We start from the raw sequence: 22,136 nt of genomic DNA, 5'->3' as shown, positions 1-22,136 counted from the left end.
ACCATACAACGGGCGCACGCAGAGAGCTCTTAATCTGGGTGTTGAGTATAACGCTCCACGGCGCGTTTTCTATGCTGCGAAATCGTCTCAACCAGTTTCTCAGGCCCCACAACACGCAACCTATCGCCCTGACCAAGGGCAAAACGGCTAAACCAGTCTTCCGATCCGACCGGCATCGTCGCAGCTATGAGGCCATTTCCTAACTCTTCACCGAGAGTGATGTCATAGTGCTCTGCTAGCCAGGTGAACTCTTGGTGAATCTCAATCTGCGCGGTGAGAGTGTGATCTAGACCAAAGGGTGAATCGGGGTTGAAGTCCAACTCCCTCAAGTGAGGGGTAGCGGCAACATCGAGGACCTCAACATTGTGCATGCGGTCAAGGCGGAACGTGCGGTGCTCCCCAGCCGTTTCATCCCACGCAGCCAGATAGGGCTCGCCGTCCACGATGAAGATGCGAGCTGGATGTACGGTGCGTTCGGTGGTGCGGTTGGAGGACATGCTCCAGTAAGTAAAACGTACCTGCTGGCGCTTGTCGACGGCCCCCGCAAGCGCCGCCTGCACCTCGGATTCCTCGGGGTCTGTGGTGGCCAGAGAATCGTAGATGGCGGCAGTCTTGTCATCCATGATGGCGCGCAACTTGGAGGCTGCGGAATGGACTGCGGAGACGTCGACAAGCCCCGGCATTGCTTCCAAGGATTCGAGGGTGAGCAGCAGCGCGCCGGCTTCCGTCGGGGTAAGGCGCAGCGCTTGGGTTAAACCCTGGTCATTGTAGATTTCAATGCCATCACGGTAGCTGAAGCTTAAATCAATGAGGTCTTCAGTATTGCGTCCAACACCGGAGCAAAAGAGCCTATCGATGGCATCTTTAAGCTCCACGGGCGTCATACCGAGGTCCTCAGCAGCTTCCATAGGGCTCAGGCCCGGATGGTTACGCAGATACGGGATGAGGTTGAGGGAGCGCACAAGAGCCTGTAACTTGCGAGACTGATCAGCCATGGGCTTCCTCCTCGCTGGCACTGCGAAGCAAGGCCAAGATGTCGGAGCGGACGTCCTCAGGCTCGAGGACAACCACGTCCGGTGCGTAGCCCGCGGCGGTGCGGATGAGCCAATCACGGTCGACGTCGCAAAGCTCGACACGCCCATCCGAGCGCCGCGTCCCCGCATCCACTAATTCCGCGGCCTGGCCTTGAGGTACCTCGAGCACTGCCGTTACCGTCTCACCACGCTGTAGGGCTGCGACGACAAGGTCTTGCAGTGGTGCACTCTGCTCGAGATGCGTGGCCTCTTGGCGGGAACGGCGCACATCATCAATACGCGTAGCGCGAAAGGTGCGTGGAGCCTCGCGGTCAGCGTCCCAGCCCACGAGGTAGACACGGTCACGGTGATTGACCAATCCCCAGGGATCCATGACTCGGCGCACCGGCTCGGAGGCCGGAGTGGCGTAGTAGTCAAAGGAAATGCGCACGCCAGCGCGGACTGCAGTGAGGACGGCCTTGACCAGCTCCGGGCTGAGCTTAGTCATGTCATTGACGGCCGTGTATACGGGTGCTCCAGAAAGGTCACGGGAAGCGCCCGAAGCAGCAATCTTGGTCCACGCGGACAAACTGAAGTCACTCAATCCACCGGGAGTGCCAATACCTCCGGCCACGCCAAGGACCATGGCTTCCTCGGGCGTGAAATCGACCGGCGGTAGCTGGTAATCCTCAGGGTTGAGCCGGTACAGCGGCCCCTCAGCGCCACTGGAATGCACCACCGGCACACCGGCGCGCTGCAGTGTACGTATATCGCGGGAGAGCAGCTTGCTAAAGGCATCGTCGCTTTTGTCCTGGTAGCCCTCGACATGGCTGCGAATCCAAGACGCACTCCGGTCTGGAACACCTCCCTGGTGAGCGGCGCCGTGTAACGCGAAGGTGAGGTTGGTGAGCCTTTCAATAGCCATATCCCGGGCAGGGGCCCGGGTGGCTGCACGGTCAGCGGACGACGGCATAGTGCTAGGCTCCTTCAGGCTCAAGACGGCGGCTATTCAATGGGGCGTGAGCTCAACGCTAAACGCTGTGGTGCGAACGCATGTAGTCTAACAATCCATCCAAGCGCGGGTCCGCGGACACGAAGGGCTCGGAGAACTCCTCCGTCATGGGCTCCGGGCGATTGACTTTCATTCGTGTCCAATCCACCGTGATGGCCGCATTGAGCTCACGCGCGGTGGCTAGGAATTCACCGCGCAGCTTGGCACGCGTAGTTTGAGGGGGTTGCTCTACAGCGGTAGTGATGGCAGCGTCATCAATCCAGCGCTTAACCATGCCTCGCTGCTCCAGCACGCTATAGAGCCCGCGTCCGGGGCGAATATCGTGGTAGGTCAGGTCAATCTGGGCCAGCTTGGGGTGGCTCCACTCCCCTCCTAGGCGGGTGCGGTAGCGCTCCAGAAGGCTTCGCTTGATGACCCAATCGATTTCGCGGTCAATACCGGAAAAATCCTGGGTCTCGATAGCGGTGAGCGTACGCTGCCACAGGTCAACTACGCGGGCCATCTCCGCGGTAGGGGTACCGGCATCCTCGCGGTGGTCGAGCCAACGCGCGGCAGCATCGCACAAGGCCTGTTGGACCTCTAGGGAGGTGACCGTGGAGCCATCGTCAAGCGGCAGAGCCGTGCTCCCCGTGGGATCGAGAGCAATTGCGCGAATGTGGTGGATAGGATCCTGTACGGAAAACTGCGGTACGTCGAAGCCTGCCTCAAGCATCTCCAGCATCAGCAGGGCGGAGCCTACCTTAAGCGCCATTGTCGGTTCCGCCATGTTCGAGTCACCCACGATGACGTGCATGCGCCGGTAAAGCTTGGAATTGCCGTGGGGCTCATCGCGCGTATTGATGATGGGCCTTGATCGAGTCGTCGCCGAGGACACGCCTTCCCATACCTGGTCGGCGCGTTGCGACAGCACGAAACGTGCCGGCTCATCGCCCTTAGCCTTCTGGATCATTCCAGCGCCACAGATGAGCTGGCGGGTAATCAAGAACGGCAGCAGCGCCTGGCCCAAGTCCTTGAGCACAATGTGGCGGCCAATGAGGTAGTTCTCATGGCAGCCATAAGAGTTTCCAGCGGAGTCCACGTTATTTTTGAACAGGTAGACGGCGCGTTCTTCGCCTTGTGCGGCGAGAGCCTTTTCTGCTTGTCGAGCTAGGCGGTCCACCATCACATCACCAGCGCGCTCGTAGGCGATGAGCTGGCTCAAGCTATCGCACTCCGCCGTAGCAACTTCTGGGTGGGACCCCACATCGAGGTAGAGGCGCGACGCATTTGGAGCGAAAATATTTGAGGAAGAGTACTCCGCCACGACAGGCCGAAAAAGCAGGCGGGCAATCTCATCTGGAGACAATGCCCGCTGCCCGGAAGCCGTGGAGGCGGTAATACCGTACTCGGTTTCAATGCCCATGATGCGCCGAGCGTATACAGGCGCAGTATCGGCGGTGTTCTCCACCTTTATTCGCCGCCCTTTTGGACGTAGGAGCGCACAAACTCTTCGGCGTTGGACTCCAGCAAGCCATCGATCTCATCGAGGAGATCGTCGGTACCAGCGGTGTTGATGCTGACCTGACCGGACTCGAACTCTTCGGCGTTATCACCGGAGTTGTTGCCGCCGCCGGCGTTGATCTGCGATTGGTTACCACTCATGGTGAAGGCTCCTTTCGTGAGCTACAAACGAGATGACGCAGGTTGAAACGCGCGCTCTAATACAACGTAGGGTACTCGATGTGCACGCCCAGCTGGCGCAATCCCTCCACGAGTTCCTTCGCATGTTTGCTGGATTCGAGCAGCGTGCCGACGTCTTCCCTCCCCAGCCGCGTGGTCACATCGAGGGGAACATGGGCAGCGCCAGACTCGGCGCCATTGGATTCGCCAACGCGGAATGTCAGCGATTGCCAGGAGGCGGCGAGGACGTCCTCACCAAACTTCTGAGTGGCGAGCCCGCGCAGGTAGGCGCGAGTATCACTCGGTGGATTCTCGGCGGCGTGGATAAGCTCCTCTTCGGTGACGAGCGTGCGCATCTGCCCTTTGCGCACGAGCGCGTGGTGCAGTGACTTGGCGGGATCGATGTCGGTGTACTGAAGATCGATGAGCGCGAGCTTGGGATCCTCAGGGGCGACACCACGGTCGAGGTAGCCCTTAATAAGGCGGTACTTGGCTACCCAATCCAGCAGGTGCGCAGCTTTCAAAGGGTCGTCAGCAAGAAGTGCCACAACCTCGTCCCAGGCAGCGAGAACCTTCTCATCTGCCACCGAGGTGGCGGTGACGCGTTCGCGGTAGTCACGGAGGATGTCGAGGGCGGTGAGGCGGCGGCCGTCATGAAGCACCAGCTCATGGCTCAAGGTGAGGTCGCGGCTGACACGCTGAACCTCTGCCACGGGATCTGCCAAGCGCAGGTCACTAAAGTCGATGCCGTCCTCGATGGCATCGAGCACAAGCGAGGTCATGCCGAGCTTGAGAAGATTCGAGGTCTGGGACATGTTGGCGTCACCAATGATGACGTGGAGGCGGCCAAAGTCTTCTGCCACCGCATGCGGCTCGTCGCGGGTATTGATAATGCCGCGGTTGAGCGTGGTTTCTAGGGAAATCTCGGTCTCGATATAGTCCGCGCGTTGGGAAATCTGGAAACCGGGTTCATCGCCATCGGGTCCTAGGCCGATGCGGCCGGCGCCGGTCACCACCTGGCGGGTCACGAAGAAGGGAATCAATCCCTGGGCAATGTCCTCAAAATCGGTGCCACGGGAGTACTGGTAGTTCTCGTGGCTGCCATAGGATGCACCTTTGCCGTCGACGTTGTTTTTGTAGAACTTCAACGGCGGGCACGGGTCGTGGTGTGCGAGGACCGAGGTGCCCTGGGCTGTGAGCTCGTTGACGGCGTCCGCGGCGCGGCGCAGGATGAGGTCCCCGGCGGCGTCGTACAGCATGGCATCCCACGCGTTTGTGCATTCTGGCGAAGAGTACTCCGGGTGCGCATGATCGACATAGAAACGGGCACCATTGGCGGTGACTACGTTGGCGACGCCGATCGCATTCGGATCTACGACGGGAACGGTGTGATAGCGCTTGAGATCAAACCCTCGGCTATCGCGCAGCGGGTGTTCCTCGCGGAAATCCCAGCGCGAACGTGCCCCGGTGTGCAGCGCGGCATAGGCTACGACGGCATGCGTTGAGGTCACGATGGGAGACAATGCTGGGTTTGACGGGGTAGCAATACCGTACTCGGTTTCAGTCCCCATGACTCGGTTGATACGGCTCATTGTTATGCTCCCATCACTTCGACGCCGGTGACGTGTGCGCCGGCAGAGGTTCCGGCGACGATCTTGGCCCATTCTTCCGGTGTGGCGGAAGTAGGCACATACTCGGATTCGGCCTGCTCCGCGGCGATGGCCTCGTGGAGGTGCTGTGCGGTAATTCCAGGACCAGTTCCATCGGCTGAGTCGAGCGCTTCTTTAAGGGCGAGTTTCTTCGCACGAGAGACGATATTGGCAATCATCGCACCAGAGACGAAATCGCGGTAATGCAGCACGCGCGGCTCAGTATTGGCGTAGAGCAGCCGAACGAAGGGGCGGTCAGCGTAGAGATCGTCCACGGCGGCGTCGATAAGCTCCGCGAGGTCCCCCTCGTGTGGCACCGTCTCTGGGAAGTGGCGGGCAAAGATCTCGCGCGCGCCGTCTTTCGTGGGACGGTTGATGCGAATCTTGATGTCGAGGCGCCCTGGGCGCATGATGGCCGGATCTATGAGCTCTTCACGGTTGGTCGCACCGATGACGATGACATTGTTGAGCTTTTCCACGCCGTCGAGCTCCGTAAGCAGCTGCGGAACCACTGTGGTTTCCATATCGGAGGACACGCCGGAGCCGCGAGTGCGGAAAATGGATTCCATCTCATCGAAGAAGATGATCACTGGGCGTAGGCTGCCGTCTTCGGAAGGCTCAGAGGCCAGCTCGCGGGCGCGTTCAAAGATGAGGCGGATGCGACGCTCGGTTTCGCCAACATACTTGTTGAGCAGCTCCGGGCCCTTGACGTTGAGGAAGTAGCTGGGCGCAGTCGTGCCTAAGGAGGTGGACAGAGAATGCGCCACGGCTTTGGCAATGAGGGTCTTGCCGCATCCCGGAGGGCCATAGAGCAGCACGCCTTTGGGCGGCTGAAGATCGTATTGGCGGTAGAGGTCTGGGTGCAGGAAAGGCAGCTCAACAGAATCCCGAATCTGGGAAATCTGCTCATCCAAGCCGCCGATGTCATCGTAGGAAACGTCTGGAACTTCCTCGAGAGTCAGCTGCGCCACCTCAGTTTTGTGCACGCGTTCGGCCGCGACGGCGGACTTCGGCTCGATAAGAAGGGTATCGCCCGCGCGAACCTCGTCCCGCAAGTGCGCGGCGAGCACAACGACCTGCTCCTCCCCTGCGGAGTTGGTGATGACTGCACGGTCGGTGCCGAGGCGCTCGTGAAGCGTGGCAAGCGAGCCCGTGTTGACCGGTGCACAAGCTTCCACCACAACGAAACCTTCGCCCAAGCGCACCTGCTGGCCTACCTTTAAAGAGCCAGGCTCGAGGTTGGGTGAAATTTTCACGCGCATGACGCGGCCATTGGTATACACCTCGGCATCGCGGCGCGAATCGTGTGGCCGGCCGGAATAGCCTAGGAAGACTCCATATGTGGAGGCAGGTTCCGCCAAAGCGTCAACTTCAGCCAGAAGCTGCTGGAGCTTGACGCGTGCATCCTTCAACAAGGCGGCGAGCTTAGTGTTGCGCTCAGAGAGTTGATCTATCTGCCGGCGCAACTGGGTGTGCTCGGAGGCGTTGGTGGCATCGTTCATAGGATCCACCCTAGCGCGCGGGCAGGCCCTTACCCCCTACTTTCGTGCGCGGCGCTGTGGGCGGGGCGGCGTGACGCCGTCGGCAAGCCGGCGCGTCCAAATAAGGAAGGCCGTGTGGGCGTTCATGCGGTGCTCCGGGCGCGTAGCTAGGCCCTCCACCTTCCACTCGCGCACCAGGGACTCCCATGCCTTGGGTTCGGTAAAGCACTTAAGCTCACGGATGCCTTCCATCACCTTCATGAGCTGAGGCACGGTGGCCACATAGGTCATGAACACGCCACCCGGAATGAGGATGTCACGAACCTTTTCAAGATGCTCCCACGGCTCGAGCATGTCGAGGATGACGCGGTCCACAGGTCCGTCCAGATCCTCGACGGTCACATCTGCCAAGTCCCCCAGGCGCGGGCTCCACCACTCGGGCTGCTCGCCGAAGTATTCCTTGACGTTGTCCACGGCGTATTCGAGGTGATCATCGCGGACTTCATAGGAGTACACGTGGCCCTGTGGGCCCACAGCACGCAACAGCGTCATGGACAACGCACCGGACCCGGCACCGGCCTCCAGCACGCGGGCACCCATGAAAATATCGCCTTCGACCAGGATCTGTGCGGAGTCCTTGGGGTAAATCACTGCTGCGCCGCGCGGCATGGAGAGCACGTGATCCACCATGAGGTGGCGGAAGAGCAGGAAGGAGCTGCCCAGGGTGGAGTCGATGACCGATCCTTCATCGAGCCCGACGATGTCATCGTGATTGATGATGCCCTTGTGCGAGTGGAACTGGCCTCCCTCTTCGAGGACGATGGTGTAGTGACGGCGCTTAGCGTCGGTAAGCTGCACGCGGTCGCCGTAGCTGAAGGGGCCAGAATATGCCATAGCGTTTAGGGCCTTTCACAAGTGAGGGAGGGATGTCCGGGTTAACCCACCAAGTATGCCTCAAGAGCCTGGCCGAGCCATAGTTGGTCACGTTCGCCCACAAGCTCGCGGGCAGAGTGCATCGACAGCATCGGCACACCGACATCCACAGTGGGGATACCCAAACGCGTGGCAGAGATTGGACCAATCGTGGAGCCACACGGCACATCATTATTGCCCACGAAGCGCTGGTACGGAACACCTGCGCGGCGGCACGCGTCCTCCCAGAGGTTCACCGTGACAGCATCGGAGGCATAACGCTGGTTGCCGTTGATTTTGGTCACGGGGCCCTGGCCGATGATTGGATGATGCGTAGGGTCGTGCTTTTCAGCATAGTTTGGGTGCACCGAGTGCGCTGCATCTGCTGATACACAGCTGGAGCGGGCGAACATCTGGAAACGCTGTTCCTCGTTCGCGCCGAGCGCACGCGCGGTACGCGTGAGCACGTCTCCCAGGATGGGACCGCCGGCACCATAACGGGAGGAGGAGCCGACCTCTTCGTGGTCAAAGGCGGCCATTACCAGGATGTCTTGGTTGTTAGGTGCTGTGCTTGACGACGCCACCCCAACCATCGCCCGCAGCGAGGCATGAACGGAGGACAGATTATCCATACGCCCGGCAGCGATGAGCTTCTCCCCCGCGCCGAAGACCTCTCCGCGCTGGGCATCCGCAGTAATGAGATTGAAGGAAGCAATGTCATCGGGTTCAACGCCGAGCTGGTTGCCGATCACGCCCATCACGGAGGTCTCTGGCGTACCTACGGAGAGCACCGGCTGCATGTGACGTTGACGGTCGGGCTTGAATTCATCCTTGCGGTAGAGGTGGATAGCCAGCGAAGGCAGGCGCAGGAGCGGACCAGTGTTGATGAGGTGGCGGGAACCATCCTTGGTCAAAACTTGGCCGCCCACGGTGAGCTCGCGATCAAACCAACTGTGCAACAAAACGCCGCCATAGACTTCCACAGCTACCTGTTGCCACCCAGCGGAATCGAAGTCCGGAGTGGGCTTGAGGGCAAGGCCTGGGGAGTCGGTATGAGAACCGATGATGTGGAATCCGGACTCCGGGCTAGCCCCTTCCGGTACATACCACGCCATGACTGCGCCTCCCCGCACCATGACGTGTCCACCGGGTTCGGCTGACCACTCTTCATTTTCCTCCTGGCGGCGAAATCCCGCCTCCGTCAGCTGGCGCGCTACTTCTTCAGCAGCGTGGTAGGAGGAGGGGCTAGCAGCGATGAAATCGAGAAAGTCTTTCGTGGTATCCGTCGTAGTCATACCTTCTAGCTTGCCACGGTTGGCAGCAGTGCGTCCTGAAGTATGCGCAGCAGGGTTTTCATGAGCCGTGCGCTAGGCTAGGCAACATTATGCCGAAACGACTAGCCCTCTCCCCTTCCCGCGCGTCCGATTACAACCAATGCCCTTTGCTCTACCGCTTCAGGGCTATTGACAAACTCCCTGAACCCAAGACGAGGGCGCAGGTCAAGGGAACGTTGGTTCACGCTGTTTTGGAAAACATGCATAAACTCCCGCGCGAGGAGCGAGACTACCCGGCCGCAGTAAAGATGATTAAGCCCGAATGGGCCTCGATGGTTAAGGCGGACCCGGATCTGAGGGAGCTCGTACCAGCAGAGGAAGAACTGGACTTCTTTATCGAAGCACGAGAACTGGTCAAGGGTTATTTCCAGATGGAGAACCCACAGGGCTTCGATGCCCACGAGTGCGAGATGTACGTGGATACGGTTTTGCCCAATGGTGTGCCCGTCCGCGGCTTCATTGATCGCGTTGATGTAGCACCCACCGGAGAAGTACGTGTGGTGGACTACAAGACCGGTAAGAAGCCTCTCCCCCGGTATTCACACGATGCGCAATTCCAGATGCGGTTCTATGCACTCGTGTATTGGCGGATCATGGGCACAATTCCGGCGCAGTTGCGCTTGATGTACCTCAAGGTGCTGGATTCGATGTTCCTGACTCCAAGTCCTGAGGAGCTCGAATATTTCGAGCGTGACTTGGGTGAGCTCTGGGCGAAAATCGAAGGAGAAGGCAAGGCTGGCGATTTTCGCCCCAAGACCTCGAAACTGTGCGGCTGGTGCTCATTTCAGGACCTGTGCCCGGCCTTTGGCGGTACGCCGCCCGAGTACCCCGGCTGGCCGGAGTAGAACGATCGAATAGCCGCTCTACTAGCGTCCACACAACCCAGCCGCACCGGGCCTAGCCTTAAAACAGGCCGGAAATCGTGCCATCTGCAGCAACATCGATGTTGTTCGCTGCTGGCTTCTTAGGCAAGCCCGGCATGGTCATCACATCACCCGTCAACGCCACGATGAAGCCGGCACCAGTGCGCGGCTGGAGCTCACGGACATGCAAGGTATGTCCCTCCGGTGCACCGAGTTGGCTCGGGTCGTCAGAGAAGGAGTACTGGGTCTTAGAAATCACTACTGGGTAGTTTTCCCAGCCGTTGTCCTTGATGTACTTCAGATCCTTGAGGGCCTTAGATGAGTACTCGACGTTCTCCGCACGGTAGATCGTGGTGGCGATGGTCTGGATAGACGCCTCAATTCCCTCTTCAGGATCGTAGAGCTGCTTCGAGCTGCCCTCAGAGAGATTCTCAAGCAACAGCTGGGCAAGTTCAATTGCGCCCTCGCCACCCTTAGCCCAGACATCAGCCTCCTCCAGAGCGACACCGAATTCCTTGGCCCACTGACGCATGAAGTCACGCTCCGCGTCGGTATCGCTGCCAAAGAGGTTGAGGGCAACAACTGGGGTCAGTCCGAAGCTGCGGAGATTCTCTACGTGGCGCTCGAGATTGACCACGCCCTTCTTCAACGCGTCAAGGTTCTCTGTAGTGAGTTCCTCGCGCGGTTGGCCACCGTTGTATTTCTGCGAACGAATCGTGGCTACAACTACAGCTCCCGCTACGTCAAGATCACCAAAGCGGGCCTTGATATCCATAAATTTCTCGCCACCGAGGTCAGCGCCGAAGCCAGCTTCAGTCAAGACGATGTCACCAAAGCGCATCGCTGTCTTGGTTGCGAGCAAGGTGTTGCAACCGTGGGCGATGTTGGCGAAGGGACCACCGTGAACGAAGGCCGGGGTCCCAGCCAACGTCTGTACCAAGTTAGGGTTAAGCGCGTCCCGCATCAGCGCGGTCAGGGCTCCCTCGGCGCCCAGCTCGCGAGCGGTGACCGGCTTCTGATCGTAGGTGTAGCCCACCGTGATGTCACCAAGGCGCTTCTTCAGATCAGCGAGGTCGGTAGCAAGACCCAAGATTGCCATGATTTCAGAGGCTGCCGTAATGGTGAAGCCAGTCTCCCCCGGCACGCCGTGGGCCGGTCCGCCCAAACCAGTAACGACGTTGCGCAGGGCACGGTCGTTGACGTCGACGCAGCGCTGCCACGTTACGCGACGCGGATCGATGTTGAGCGCATTGCCTTGGTGGATGTGGTTATCAATGATGGCTGCCAACGTGTTGGTGGCAGCAGCGATAGCGTGAAAGTCACCGGTGAAGTGGAGGTTGATGTCCTCCATAGGCACAACCTGTGAATAGCCACCACCTGCAGCGCCGCCCTTGATACCCATGACTGGTCCCTGGGAAGGCTCGCGCAAAGCGACAATAGCCTTCTTACCTAACGCAGCAAGGGCATCGGTAAGGCCGATGAGGACCGTCGATTTGCCCTCACCGGCCGGAGTCGGCGACACACCGGTCACGAGAACAAGCTTTCCTTGAGCGGGTTTGTCCTCGATGTGGGTGATATCCACTTTGGCCTTGGTGCGACCAAATGGAATCAATGCTGAATCCGGGATGCCCGCGCGGGAGGCAATCTCGGTGATCGGTTCCAGTTGGTGGGCTTGGGCAATGTCAACGTCTGAAGGTTGCGTACTCATGCCCACCAGTTTAGCGCGGTGAGGGGCCGATTTTTAGCGTGCTCCGGCTAGATGATGACGGCGCCGAAGACATAGCAGAGAACAATCGACAGGACGATGTTCAGCACGCCCGGAACGATGAATGGGTGGTTGAAGACTGCCTTGCCAATACGCGTGGAACCGGTATCGTCCATCTCCACCGCTGCCAGAAGAGTCGGGTAGGTCGGCAGGATGAACAGTGCGGATACCGCCGGGAAAGCGGCTACAGCGGTCAGCGGGCTGACACCAAGTGCCAATGCGGCCGGCATAAGTGCCTTGGTGGTGGCTGCCTGCGAGTAGAGCAGCGCCGCAGCGAAGAAGAGAACGACAGCCAGCAGCCATGGAGCGGATGCGATGATTTCTCCGGAAAGCTCCTGAATATCCTCCAGGTAGTGGTTAATCAGGGAGGTGCCCAGCCAGGCAACGCCCAAAACACAGATGCAGGCAGACATACCGGATTTGAACACTGGGGTATTGAGGACATCGCCTGCCGGAACCTTAGTCAGCATCACGATGAGGGTGGCTGCGGTGAGCATGACCGTCATGATGGCCTCATTGCGTGGCAAAGTCGGTTCCTCGATGAGTCCAACCTGCGAAGAGGTCAGCGTAGCCCACAGCATGACGATGACGATTGCCACGAGGAAGATGATGACGGAAGACTTCGCACCCTGGACCGGGCTGTAGTTGGAAGCTCCTTGCGGAAGCTTGACGAGGCCCTGTTCCTTACGCTGGTTGTATACGGGATCGTCCTCAAGCTCAACACCCGCGCGGTTGGCTACCCATGCTGCCGGGAAGATCGAGAGGAACGTTGCAGGGATTAGAACGGCCAAAATCTGGAGGTAGCCCACGCCCATTGGCTCAAGCAACGAGGCCAAGAGGACGACTGCTGCAGAAATCGGCGACGCACAGATCGCCATCTGCGAAGCTACAACAGAAATGGACAATGGGCGGGACGGGCGAACCTTTCCTTCCTTGGCCACCTCGACAATGACCGGGAGGGTAGAAAAGGCGGTGTGACCAGTACCGGCAAGTACGGTCATGAGCCAGGTAACTACTGGTGCATAGAAGGTGATTCGCTTTGGATTCTTACGAAGGAATTTCTCGGCGAGATAGACCAAGTAATCCATACCGCCCGCGCGCTGCATGGCAGCGATGGCGGCGATAACGGTCATGATGATACCGATGACGTCGAAAGGAATGTCTTCGCGGGTAATTGGAACGCCGGTTAGACCGAGAACCAAGACGCCAAGGCCACCGGCCATACCGATTCCGATGGAACCGATTCGGGCACCCAGGTAAATCGCCGCTAGGACAATAAGAATGTGCACAACAACCATTGTGTGACTCCAATATTCGCAGCAGTACTGCAAGACAAGGTGGGTAAGTCGCGCCCTACCCGATGCCTGTGGGGTCAAGCACGACAACTGACTGTTTTTATTCTGCCCTATTTGAGCGAAAAAATGAGTACTTAAGCCCGATTGTGTCCACCTACACACCCGTAAGGAGGTTCCCCCTCATCCCTCCTCTCCTCCCCTCTTTTCTTTCTACATCTCGACAACTGTTGCCCGCAGACCCCACGTCTTTCTGCTGATGTGTCAATGAAAAGAATCAGCGCCCGCACACGCCAGTTATGGCGGTGCGAGCGCTGGAGGTAGCAGCCCTTGACTCCCTCATGTGCAGGGGGTGTCAACGCTGTGATTTATTCGTCAACGTAAAGCTGGCCACGGAACTCTGGGTGCATCAGGTTCTCAACAGACAGCACACGGTTGAGGGTCTCCTCGTCGAGCAAGCCCTTCTCCAGCACCAGCTCCTTGACGCCCTTGCCGGTCTCGAGGGACTCCTTGGCAATGAGGTCACCATTGTGGTGGCCGATGAACGGGTTCAGGTAGGTGACGATACCGATGGAGTTCTCCACGTAAGCACGGCAGACGTCAGCGTTAGCGGTAATACCCTCAACGCACTTCTCGCGCAGGGTATCCACAGCATTGCCCATGATGCGGATGGACTGGAAGAGGGCCTCACCGATAACCGGCTCCATGACGTTGAGCTGGAGCTGGCCAGCCTCAGCAGCCATGGTGACAACGTGGTCGTTACCAAAGATCTTGAAGCAGACCTGGTTAACAACCTCTGGGATAACCGGGTTGACCTTACCCGGCATGATGGAGGAACCAGCCTGACGGGGCGGGAGGTTGATCTCTGCCAGACCAGCACGCGGACCGGAAGACAGAAGGCGCAGGTCGTTACAGATCTTGGCCAGCTTCATGGCGGCACGCTTGATCGTGGAGTGCAGAAGCACGTAGGCGCCGCAGTCAGAGGTGGCTTCGATGAGATCGCGCGCGGTCTTGATCTCCAGACCGGTGACCTCAGACAGGGCGGCGGTGACCTGGTGGCGGTAGCCAGCCGGCGTATTCACGCCGGTACCAATGGCGGTAGCACCCAGGTTGATCTCGAGGAGACGCTTCTGGGAATCGCGCAGGATGGCCTGCTCCTCAGCGAGGTTGTGGGCGAAAGCCTTGAACTCGTCGCCGAGAGTCATCGGCACAGCGTCCTGCAGCTGGGTACGGCCCATCTTCAGGATGTCGTAGAAGTCGTTGCCCTTGGCATGGAATGCAGCCTGAAGGGCATCGATACGCTCAATGAGGTCCTCCATGGCGTAGTACAGGCCGAGGCGGAAGCCAGTCGGGTACGCGTCGTTAGTGGACTGAGACATATTGACGTCATCATTCGGGTTAATGACGTCGTAGGCGCCCTTTTCCTCACCAAGGTGCTCAAGCGCCAGGTTAGCCACGACCTCGTTGGTGTTCATGTTGAGTGAGGTACCAGCGCCACCCTGGAAAACATCGAGCGGGAACTGATCCATGCAGCGCCCCTCTTCCAGAATCTGGTCACACGCCCAGATGATGGCTTCTGCCTTCTTCTTTGGCAGTACGTGAAGGCGGCGATTGGCCATTGCGGTGGCCTTCTTAACCTGAACCATGCCGCGGATAAAGTCCGGAATGGTGTTGATGGTTACGTAGGAAATCTGGAAGTTCTCAATTGCGCGCAACGTATGGACGCCGTAGTACGCGTTGTTGGGAACCTCCATGGAGCCGAGGAGGTCGGTTTCAGTACGAGTCTTTTTGGTGCTCGTAGTCTTCGGGGCCTTATTCGTGGCCTTCTCCTCAACCTCAGACTTGGCGGCCTTGGTCTCGGTCTGAGCATCCTTCTTAGTGGACTTTGCCATGATGGCTGACTCCTTGCATATAAATCGAAGAACGACGGTGGTCACTCTTCATCGTAGCCAGGAGTACGAATAAAATGTTTGGAATCTGCCCCTAAAATCGGGCAATTCGGAGATCTGACGCGAGAATTGCTTCCGCTCCGAGCTCGGCGAGGCTGTCCATGACCTGGTTAGCCATCTTGCGAGGAACCATCACACGGACTGCTACCCATCCATCACGTGCCAACGGGGAAATCGTCGGACCTGTTAAGCCAGGCGTGACAGCTTCGACATCCGGAAGATTCTCCTTGGCCACGTTGTAGTCGAGCATGACGTAGTGACGTGCGTTGAGGATGCCGCGAATACGGCCGAGCACAACGTTTTCTTCATCACTTAGTTCTTCCCCCGCGCGTTTTATGACAACAGCTTCCGATGCCACGATGGGGTCTCCGAAAGGCTCGAGTCCCTGCTGGCGAAGTGTGGCTCCCGTCGAGACGACGTCGGCAATCACATCGGCCACGCCCAGGTGGATGGAAATCTCGACCGCACCGTCGAGGCGAATGACCTCCGCTTCAATGCCGTTGGCAGCCAAGTGGTCTCGCACAACATTGGGGTATGAGGTGGCAATACGCTTGCCCTGCAGCTTGGCCACAGTCCATTCTTCACCAGCGGGCGCTGCATACCGAAACGTGGAAGCCCCAAACCCAAGGTTAAGCACCTCGTTGAACTTGGCGCGGGAGTCTTGGGCCAGGTCACGACCCGTAATGCCTAGGTCAAGCACGCCTTGAGCAACGTAGATGGCGATATCTTTAGGGCGAAGGAAGAAGAATTCAACGCCGTTCTCCTCATCCACGACGTTGAGCGATTTATTGTGTCCGCGGCCTTTGTAGCCGGCCTCCTTGAGGATTTCGAGAGCAGACTCGGACAGGGAACCCTTGTTGGGAACAGCAATTTTAATCATGGATGTTGCTTTCTCTAGAGGTAGCGGTAAATGTCATCGAGCTTCAGGCCGCGCTTATGGGCCATGACCTGTAGCCAATACAGCAGCTGTGACATTTCCTCAGCGAGTTCCTCATCGGACTGGTATTCCGCGGCGATCCATACCTCGCCAGCCTCTTCGATGATCTTCTTGCCCAGGTGGTGAATGCCTTTGTCATAGGCCTCCACGGTGCCGGAGCCTTCAGGTCTCTCGGCGATCTTCTGGGACAATTCCTCAAACAGGCTCTCAAAATTCTTCACAAGCGCATATTCTTCCACACCGCTGCATAGAAATCTGCTCTCCTGCCGAAACTAAAGCCGTCGCCCCCTATTCAGCGTTAGCGGTGGATGCGGGTGAACCAGGAATACACATCGTCTGCAGTAGCACCTACAAGGTGGCGCTCAGAATGCAGGTGGGAAATCTCTGTTGCCTCCGCAGGAACCTCAACGTGGTCACCTTCAGGAAGAGCGATGACGGCACAGCCAGCGTCGACAGCCGCACGCATTCCGGCAGCAGAGTCTTCAAACACGAGACACTCTCCTGGTTCCAGGCCGAGGCGCCGTGCGGCCTCGGCATACATGTCCGGAGCAGGTTTGCCATGGGGTACCTCGTCACCGCATATGGTGTCCACAAAGTAACTGCGGCCCAGCGCCTCAATAGCAGAATCCGCCACATAGCGTTCCGTATTGGTCGTCACCATCATCGGCATGCCGTGTGACTTGAGTTCGCTGAGCAGCTCAGGAACGCCAGGGAAAATCTCGAGGTGTTGAGCAAACAGCGATTTAACGTAGTCAAACATGAGCGTGCGATAGCGCTCCGTATCGCCTGGCTGCAAAGTCACGCCAGCCTTATCGGCGCAGATATCCAGCGTGTCCTCAAAGGTCGCGCCCACAGTGGCAAGACGCTCAGTTGGCGTGAGACGGCGTCCCAAGCTCTCTGAGAGATGGAACGTGGCCTCTTCCCACAACGGCTCGGAATTGGTAAGTGTGCCATCCATATCCCAGAAGATTGCGGATGGTCGACGAATCTGCACAGTCAATTAGAAGTCTAGCTCCGGAAGCTGCGAGAGGGCCTCATCGTCGGCGCCTGTGGCAGCCGAGGCAGAGTGAATAAGCTCGGTCAGCTCTTCCTTCTCCTCTGGCTCCAAAACAGCATCGGCATTCTTACGGTTGAAGGCTCCAAGCTTCTCTACTGATGGCTTCACTGCAGCGCTCAGAATCGGACCTTCTGGGTCATCTGGAAGCTTGTCCAAATTATCGAGGAAACCTTCGATAATCTCCTTCAGTTCCGGGAGGACTGCGGCATCGAAAGGTGCCTCCCAGAACTCCTTCTCATCCTCCTTGAGGTAATCGCCGGTGGCGAAGGATTGAAGGTTAGAAATGAACTCGTCAACGGTGGGCTGGAATTCTGCGCGAATGCTCATGAGCTAGATAATGCCTGAAGATCTCTAGAGGCGCACGCCCAACAGAGAATTAACTGCGGTGCGGATGAGTGAGGCAGCGTCTGCAGTGCTCTCTTCGCTGGTATCAGCGCTTTCATTGATTGCCTCAGCTGCCCAGGCGTCAAGGGTTTCAAGCGCTCGTGGGGTGTCAAGATCGTCGGCCAAAGCTGCTCGCACATCCTGGATTACCGTCTGCACGGACTCCACAGAGCGTGGGCTCTTTGCGGCAGCACGCCAGTGCGTCAAACGCTCTTGAGCGGCACCAAGCACCTCATCAGACCAATCACGGTCTCCGCGGTAGTGGCCGGCATACACTCCGAGACGGATCGCAGAGGGGTCCACGCCAGCTTCAACTAGCTTGTGCACGAAGACGAGGTTTCCCAGTGACTTCGACATCTTCGTGCCCTCCAGTCCAATCATGCCGGAGTGGACGTAGACCTGTGCCATGCGTTCAACCTGGAGTGCAGCTTCTGCGTGGGCTGCGGAGAACTCGTGGTGCGGGAATTTCAAATCAGAGCCACCACCTTGAATCGTGAAGGTGGAACCAAGCCGGTTGGTGGCAATAGCAGAGCACTCGATGTGCCATCCCGGGCGGCCAGGACCGAAGGGAGACTCCCAGGCGGGTTCGCCGTCACGGTGTGCCCGCCAAATCAGAGCATCAAGGGGGTCACGCTTGCCGGGGCGGTCGGGGTCACCGCCACGCTCGGCAAAGAATGTCTCCATCTGCCCGCGCGAGTAGTTGGACTCATAACCAAAGTTATCCGTGGCCTGGATTGACGCGTAGACATCGGGATACTCTGGGTCATCGACGGTGTAGGCCGCGCCGACGTCGAGAAGCTTCTGCACCATCTCCGTAATCTCATCAATAGCTTCCATCGCTCCGATGAAATGCTGCGGTGGGATCACAGACAATAGCTCCATATCGGAGCGGAAGAGATTAATCTGCGAAGTACCCAACTCGCGCCAATCCACGCCATCGCGCTCGGCCCTTTCAAAAAGTGGGTCGTCGACGTCGGTGATGTTTTGCGCGTAGTTGACCTTATAGCCGTTGTCCAGCAGCTGGCGATAAATAAGGTCAAAGGTAAGATACGTTGCCGCATGGCCCAAATGAGTGGAGTCGTACGGCGTAATGCCACAGACGTATATGCTGGCGGTATCACCCGTGATGTCTACCTTTGAGACAACCTCATCGGCCGAATCATAAAGGTGAAGCGGGGCGGGAGTGCCAGGTACAGAATCGACGTGGGGTGTAGGCCAAGAATGCATGTCCACAATCCTAACGCGCGCCCTGCTCTGATGACACGACCGCGGCTATCAAACCTTGCTTTGGGGCGAACTCTAGGGCGCGAGCACTCCCAGAGCCAGCAAGATCATGACGATAATGCCGACCGGGATGCGGTAAGCAGCGAACCACTCGAAGGAGTGGTTACCCACAAACTTCAGCAACCATGCGATGGAGGCGTAGCCGACGATGAAGGCAATACCTGTTCCCACGAGAAGTTGCATACCGGTAGCGGACTGACCAACGGTGGGGCCGAAGGCGTCGCCCAGCGAGAAGAGCCCGGAAGCCATCACTGCCGGAATGGCCAGAAGGAAGCTGAAACGGGTAGCTACCTCGCGGTCAAGGCCAAGGAAAAGGCCACCAGAAATCGTACCGCCGGAGCGGGACACACCGGGGATAAGCGCAAGGCACTGGCACAGGCCCATGACGATGGCATCACGCATGGTTAGTTCCTCAAAGCTGCGGGTCTTTTTACCCATACGCTCAGCCGCGATGAAGACGAAGGAAAAGAGCACCAACATAGAAGCCGTGATCCATAGATTGCGGAGGTTATCACGGATTAAGTCTTTGCCAAGGACGCCAAGAATGCCAATAGGAATGGAGCCGACGATAACCATCCACCCCATGCGATAGTCTTGGCCGCGCTTGTCCTTGTTGGCAAGGCCAATGAACCAACCTTTGAGGATCTCCCAGATCATGCCAGCGAAATACACGATGACGGCAAGCTCGGTACCGAGCTGAATGACGGCGGTAAAGGAAGCGCCTGCGTCCTGCCCCCAGAAGAGCGTAGAGACGATGCGCAGGTGGCCAGACGAGCTCACGGGCAAGAATTCGGTGAGTCCTTGGACAAGGGACAGAACAATGACCTGCATCCAGGTCATGGCGTCAGTAGCAGCTGTTGTAGTCACTCGCGACAGCCTACTCGTCCCATTTGCGGCTTCCGGTTTGCACCACGCTGGCTGCTAGGATGTGAAATCGTGAAAATGCGTCGAGTTTTGCTTTCTTGTGCCCTTCTCACCAGCACGTCTGCCCTCGCAGCGTGTGATCCCACGGTGGGAGTAGGAGGGGATCCCAACTCGGCCGTCTACGGCCAAGCTGAACCTGCTAACTCCCCTGCCACGCAGGACGCTGCTGGAAAGGTTGTGGATTTCGACAAGGTCACTGACGTCGCTGCAGTGGGCAACGTACTCGCGGTCCGCACCGCAGAAGCCCTCACGGTAGGCACCCAGTCTGACTTTGAGGCGGATAAGGCAACGCGCGTGGACATCGATAAGCACTGCGGAGACCTCACTGCATCTCCATCTCATTTTGTCGTAGCCTGCGGGGACAAGGTTCTCCTCATTGATCCACAGCAGCCAGCTTCCCCGCAAAAGCTCGCGGTGGATGAGGAAGCACCAGTGACAGTCGCCGCCGAAACCTCTACCGGTGAGATCTTCGTGGGCTCGGCGGATTCGACGACTGTAGGCGTTTACAAGGACGGCAAGAGAACTGGCACTATCAAGGTAGAAGCAGGCAGTGACCAGCTTATTTCCGTGCCTAATCCGGATGGGGCGGATGGCGTCGTCCGCGTTCTGCGCCAGGACTCCACAATCCAATCCCTGGATTGGGAGAAGGACCGCGCCGGCGGACGTCTGCGCGTGGGCCAGGGTGTTGGTCAGATTGCCGGCGGTGACGGAGCGGTGGTGGTGGCTTCGGATACCGTGGGCAAACGTGTGGCCATCTACACCGCGAGCGACGTTATCCGTCTCCACCAGTTCGGCAACACGGAGGGCACGCCCTGGGCTGTAGCTTGGGACAATGAACGGGAGTTGGCGTGGGTTACCACCACAGATAACAATCTGCTTCATGCCTACACCGTCTCCTCCGGAGTTCCGGAACTCACCGGAAGCGTTGAAACGGTAGCAGGCGCGCAGAATATCGCCGTGCTTGACGACGGCACAGTGGTCGCCGCTTCCGCTAACGGTGACGGGCTGCAGTTCATCAACGATCCGGAGCTAGACGGCTCCTAGTCTCTGAGGCGCTGTTCTCCGCTATCCCAATCCACTACTCGCTTTCCCCCTGCCACTATGGACTAGAAGGATTATTCATGCAGTATTCCGCGCTCGACCGCGCTCGCCACGCCGCATATCAGGTTGCTCTTAAGGGAATGTTTCGGCTGAGCCCAGAGCGCATCCACGGCATTATCACCATGGGCCTTGCTGGCCTGCAGGCAGTTGGCCCCGCTAACCGGTTGTTGGCGAAGGTGCTGCCAGTCACTGATCCCATGCTGGAACAGGAAGTCTTCGGTGTTCGGTTCCCCCGCCCGTTGGGCCTTGCTGCTGGTTTCGACAAGAATGCCTCCTCCCCCGATGTGTGGGCTACGATGGGCTTCGGCTACGCGGAGTTGGGCACTATTACGCCAAAGGCACAGCCAGGAAACCCGGCTCCCCGACTATTCCGACTCAAACCGGACAAGGCCATCCTCAACCGCATGGGCTTCAACAATGAGGGAGCGCTCCATGCCGCGCGTAACCTGCGCAAGCGCCGCTACAACGACGTCATCGGCATTAATATTGGCAAGAACAAAGTGACCACGCCTGAGCACGCTGTGGACGATTACCGCCAGTGCGCGTCGCTCCTCGGGGATCTGGTTGATTTTGTGGTGGTCAATGTCTCTTCCCCTAACACCCCTGGCTTGCGTGACTTGCAGGCGGTGGAGTCGTTGCGCCCGATTATGGAGGCAGTCGTGGAATCCACGTCCCGCCCTGTTTTGGTGAAGATTGCGCCGGATTTGTCGGACGAAGATATAGATGCAGTGGCTGATATGGCTGTCGAGGTGGGCCTTGCTGGCATCGTGGCGACCAACACGACGATTTCTCGTGAGGGCCTTTGCACACCGGCTGATGAAGTAGCGGCGATGGGCGCCGGCGGTGTGTCGGGACCTCCGGTCGCGGCGCGTTCTCTAGAGGTGCTCAAGCGCCTCAATGCCCGCGTGGGCGATGAGCTCGTTCTCATCTCCGTGGGCGGTATTTCCACCCCTGAAGAAGCCTGGGAGCGGATCACCGCTGGCGCTTCCTTGCTGCAAGGTTATACCGGCATGATTTACGGCGGCCCAGACTGGATTCGCGATATTCACCGTGGCATTGCGCTCCAGCTGCGCAACCACGGTCTACGGAATATTTCCGAGGCCGTGGGGTCCGGCTTGGGATGGATTGATTAATGCACCGTGCGGCGAATGACCGCCGCACACAAACCTGCGCCCACGGCGTAGAGGAAGACCACGTATTGCCCCATCGTGGTGAGAACCGTGCTCGGTAGAGCGCGGCTCGCCACGATAAGGACGAGGGCGAGCACGAGCGCGATGATTTGTTCGCGGCTGCCCCGCTGGTCGCGCCGCTGAGTGCTGAATGCGCCGACGAGAAGCGCTGCGCCCACGATGGCGAGACGCCGCCATGTCCACTCAAAAGTAGCTCCCCATCCGTCGGTAAAGATGGAGACCAGCCCGAAGAGTGCTAGCACGGCGGCCAGCAAGGTAAATGCCCCACCTACTCGTAGTCCGGCAGGGATAGCTACTCCGTCGGTTTCGGGATGATTAGTCATTCTTCTG

The 22,136-nt window shown here is 58.5% G+C and carries 21 protein-coding genes; 3 read left to right on the top strand and 18 right to left on the bottom strand.

Features of this window, described 5'->3' with window-relative positions; all coding sequences use genetic code 11:
• Positions 1–29: 29 nt before the first annotated feature.
• The 8 genes from QP922_RS03685 to QP922_RS03650 are packed head-to-tail and all read right to left on the bottom strand — an operon-like array spanning position 30 to position 9,021.
• Complete coding sequence (locus QP922_RS03685; RefSeq protein WP_284807965.1) at positions 30–995, bottom strand: helix-turn-helix transcriptional regulator; 966 nt, start codon at positions 993–995, stop codon at positions 30–32.
• On the bottom strand, positions 988–1,986 hold the full coding sequence (locus tag QP922_RS03680; RefSeq protein WP_284807964.1) for a helix-turn-helix transcriptional regulator: 999 nt from the start codon (positions 1,984–1,986) through the stop codon (positions 988–990). Before QP922_RS03680 ends, QP922_RS03685 begins: the two co-directional genes overlap by 8 nt.
• A 58-nt stretch (positions 1,987–2,044) precedes the next feature.
• Positions 2,045–3,427 carry a Pup--protein ligase gene (pafA, locus tag QP922_RS03675; RefSeq protein ID WP_284808036.1) on the bottom strand — a complete coding sequence of 461 codons (1,383 nt, stop codon included), beginning with the start codon at positions 3,425–3,427 and terminating at the stop codon, positions 2,045–2,047.
• Between the two features lie 47 nt (positions 3,428–3,474).
• Positions 3,475–3,666 carry a ubiquitin-like protein Pup gene (locus tag QP922_RS03670; protein ID WP_284807963.1) on the bottom strand — a complete coding sequence of 64 codons (192 nt, stop codon included), beginning with the start codon at positions 3,664–3,666 and terminating at the stop codon, positions 3,475–3,477.
• A 56-nt stretch (positions 3,667–3,722) separates the two neighbouring features.
• Complete coding sequence (dop, locus tag QP922_RS03665; protein WP_284808035.1) at positions 3,723–5,267, bottom strand: depupylase/deamidase Dop; 1,545 nt, start codon at positions 5,265–5,267, stop codon at positions 3,723–3,725.
• A gap of 11 nt (positions 5,268–5,278) precedes the next feature.
• Complete coding sequence (arc, locus tag QP922_RS03660) at positions 5,279–6,835, bottom strand: proteasome ATPase (protein ID WP_284807962.1); 1,557 nt, start codon at positions 6,833–6,835, stop codon at positions 5,279–5,281.
• 36 nt (positions 6,836–6,871) lie between these two features.
• A complete protein-coding gene (locus tag QP922_RS03655; RefSeq protein ID WP_070671258.1) occupies positions 6,872–7,708 on the bottom strand; it encodes a tRNA (adenine-N1)-methyltransferase in 837 nt (278 codons plus the stop codon).
• Positions 7,709–7,749: 41 nt separating this feature from the next.
• Positions 7,750–9,021 (bottom strand): M18 family aminopeptidase, encoded by a 1,272-nt coding sequence (locus QP922_RS03650; protein WP_284807961.1) that lies wholly within the window; start codon positions 9,019–9,021, stop codon positions 7,750–7,752.
• Between the two features lie 89 nt (positions 9,022–9,110).
• On the opposite strand from QP922_RS03650, the gene QP922_RS03645 reads away from it, so the two are divergent.
• Entirely contained in the window at positions 9,111–9,905 is a 795-nt protein-coding gene (locus QP922_RS03645; protein ID WP_284807960.1) for a RecB family exonuclease, read from the top strand.
• 58 nt (positions 9,906–9,963) lie between these two features.
• Here QP922_RS03645 and QP922_RS03640 read toward each other — a convergent pair whose 3' ends face one another.
• The 9 genes from QP922_RS03640 to QP922_RS03600 form a co-directional block, all read right to left on the bottom strand.
• Positions 9,964–11,631: a formate--tetrahydrofolate ligase gene (locus QP922_RS03640; protein WP_284807959.1), complete on the bottom strand. Its 1,668-nt coding sequence runs from the start codon at positions 11,629–11,631 to the stop codon at positions 9,964–9,966.
• Between the two features lie 47 nt (positions 11,632–11,678).
• Complete coding sequence (locus tag QP922_RS03635; protein WP_284807958.1) at positions 11,679–12,986, bottom strand: anaerobic C4-dicarboxylate transporter; 1,308 nt, start codon at positions 12,984–12,986, stop codon at positions 11,679–11,681.
• 362 nt (positions 12,987–13,348) lie between these two features.
• Positions 13,349–14,872 carry an aspartate ammonia-lyase gene (gene aspA / locus QP922_RS03630; protein ID WP_284807957.1) on the bottom strand — a complete coding sequence of 508 codons (1,524 nt, stop codon included), beginning with the start codon at positions 14,870–14,872 and terminating at the stop codon, positions 13,349–13,351.
• Positions 14,873–14,963: 91 nt separating this feature from the next.
• On the bottom strand, positions 14,964–15,809 hold the full coding sequence (gene hisG, locus QP922_RS03625; protein ID WP_284807956.1) for an ATP phosphoribosyltransferase: 846 nt from the start codon (positions 15,807–15,809) through the stop codon (positions 14,964–14,966).
• A 14-nt stretch (positions 15,810–15,823) separates the two neighbouring features.
• A complete protein-coding gene (locus QP922_RS03620; protein WP_284807955.1) occupies positions 15,824–16,087 on the bottom strand; it encodes a phosphoribosyl-ATP diphosphatase in 264 nt (87 codons plus the stop codon).
• Between the two features lie 77 nt (positions 16,088–16,164).
• Complete coding sequence (locus QP922_RS03615; protein ID WP_284807954.1) at positions 16,165–16,866, bottom strand: HAD family hydrolase; 702 nt, start codon at positions 16,864–16,866, stop codon at positions 16,165–16,167.
• On the bottom strand, positions 16,867–17,250 hold the full coding sequence (locus QP922_RS03610; RefSeq protein WP_070671239.1) for a hypothetical protein: 384 nt from the start codon (positions 17,248–17,250) through the stop codon (positions 16,867–16,869). It lies immediately after the preceding gene.
• Positions 17,251–17,274: 24 nt separating this feature from the next.
• Entirely contained in the window at positions 17,275–18,534 is a 1,260-nt protein-coding gene (gene mshC, locus QP922_RS03605) for a cysteine--1-D-myo-inosityl 2-amino-2-deoxy-alpha-D-glucopyranoside ligase (protein WP_070671237.1), read from the bottom strand.
• Between the two features lie 72 nt (positions 18,535–18,606).
• A complete protein-coding gene (locus tag QP922_RS03600) occupies positions 18,607–19,431 on the bottom strand; it encodes an undecaprenyl-diphosphate phosphatase (RefSeq protein ID WP_284808034.1) in 825 nt (274 codons plus the stop codon).
• 102 nt (positions 19,432–19,533) lie between these two features.
• Here QP922_RS03600 and QP922_RS03595 point away from each other — a divergent pair, with 102 nt between their 5' ends.
• Complete coding sequence (locus tag QP922_RS03595; protein WP_284808033.1) at positions 19,534–20,559, top strand: NHL repeat-containing protein; 1,026 nt, start codon at positions 19,534–19,536, stop codon at positions 20,557–20,559.
• A 77-nt stretch (positions 20,560–20,636) separates the two neighbouring features.
• On the top strand, positions 20,637–21,749 hold the full coding sequence (locus tag QP922_RS03590) for a quinone-dependent dihydroorotate dehydrogenase (RefSeq protein WP_284807953.1): 1,113 nt from the start codon (positions 20,637–20,639) through the stop codon (positions 21,747–21,749).
• Here QP922_RS03590 and QP922_RS03585 read toward each other — a convergent pair.
• Complete coding sequence (locus QP922_RS03585; RefSeq protein WP_115022087.1) at positions 21,746–22,129, bottom strand: hypothetical protein; 384 nt, start codon at positions 22,127–22,129, stop codon at positions 21,746–21,748. The two genes, QP922_RS03590 and QP922_RS03585, sit on opposite strands and share 4 nt — an antisense overlap.
• Positions 22,130–22,136 lie beyond the last annotated feature (7 nt).

It is taken from the genome of Corynebacterium sp. MSK218 (assembly GCF_030232655.1).
In the GTDB taxonomy this organism is placed as follows: Bacteria; Actinomycetota; Actinomycetes; order Mycobacteriales; family Mycobacteriaceae; genus Corynebacterium.
This window is presented reverse-complemented; position numbering and strand designations above follow the sequence as displayed.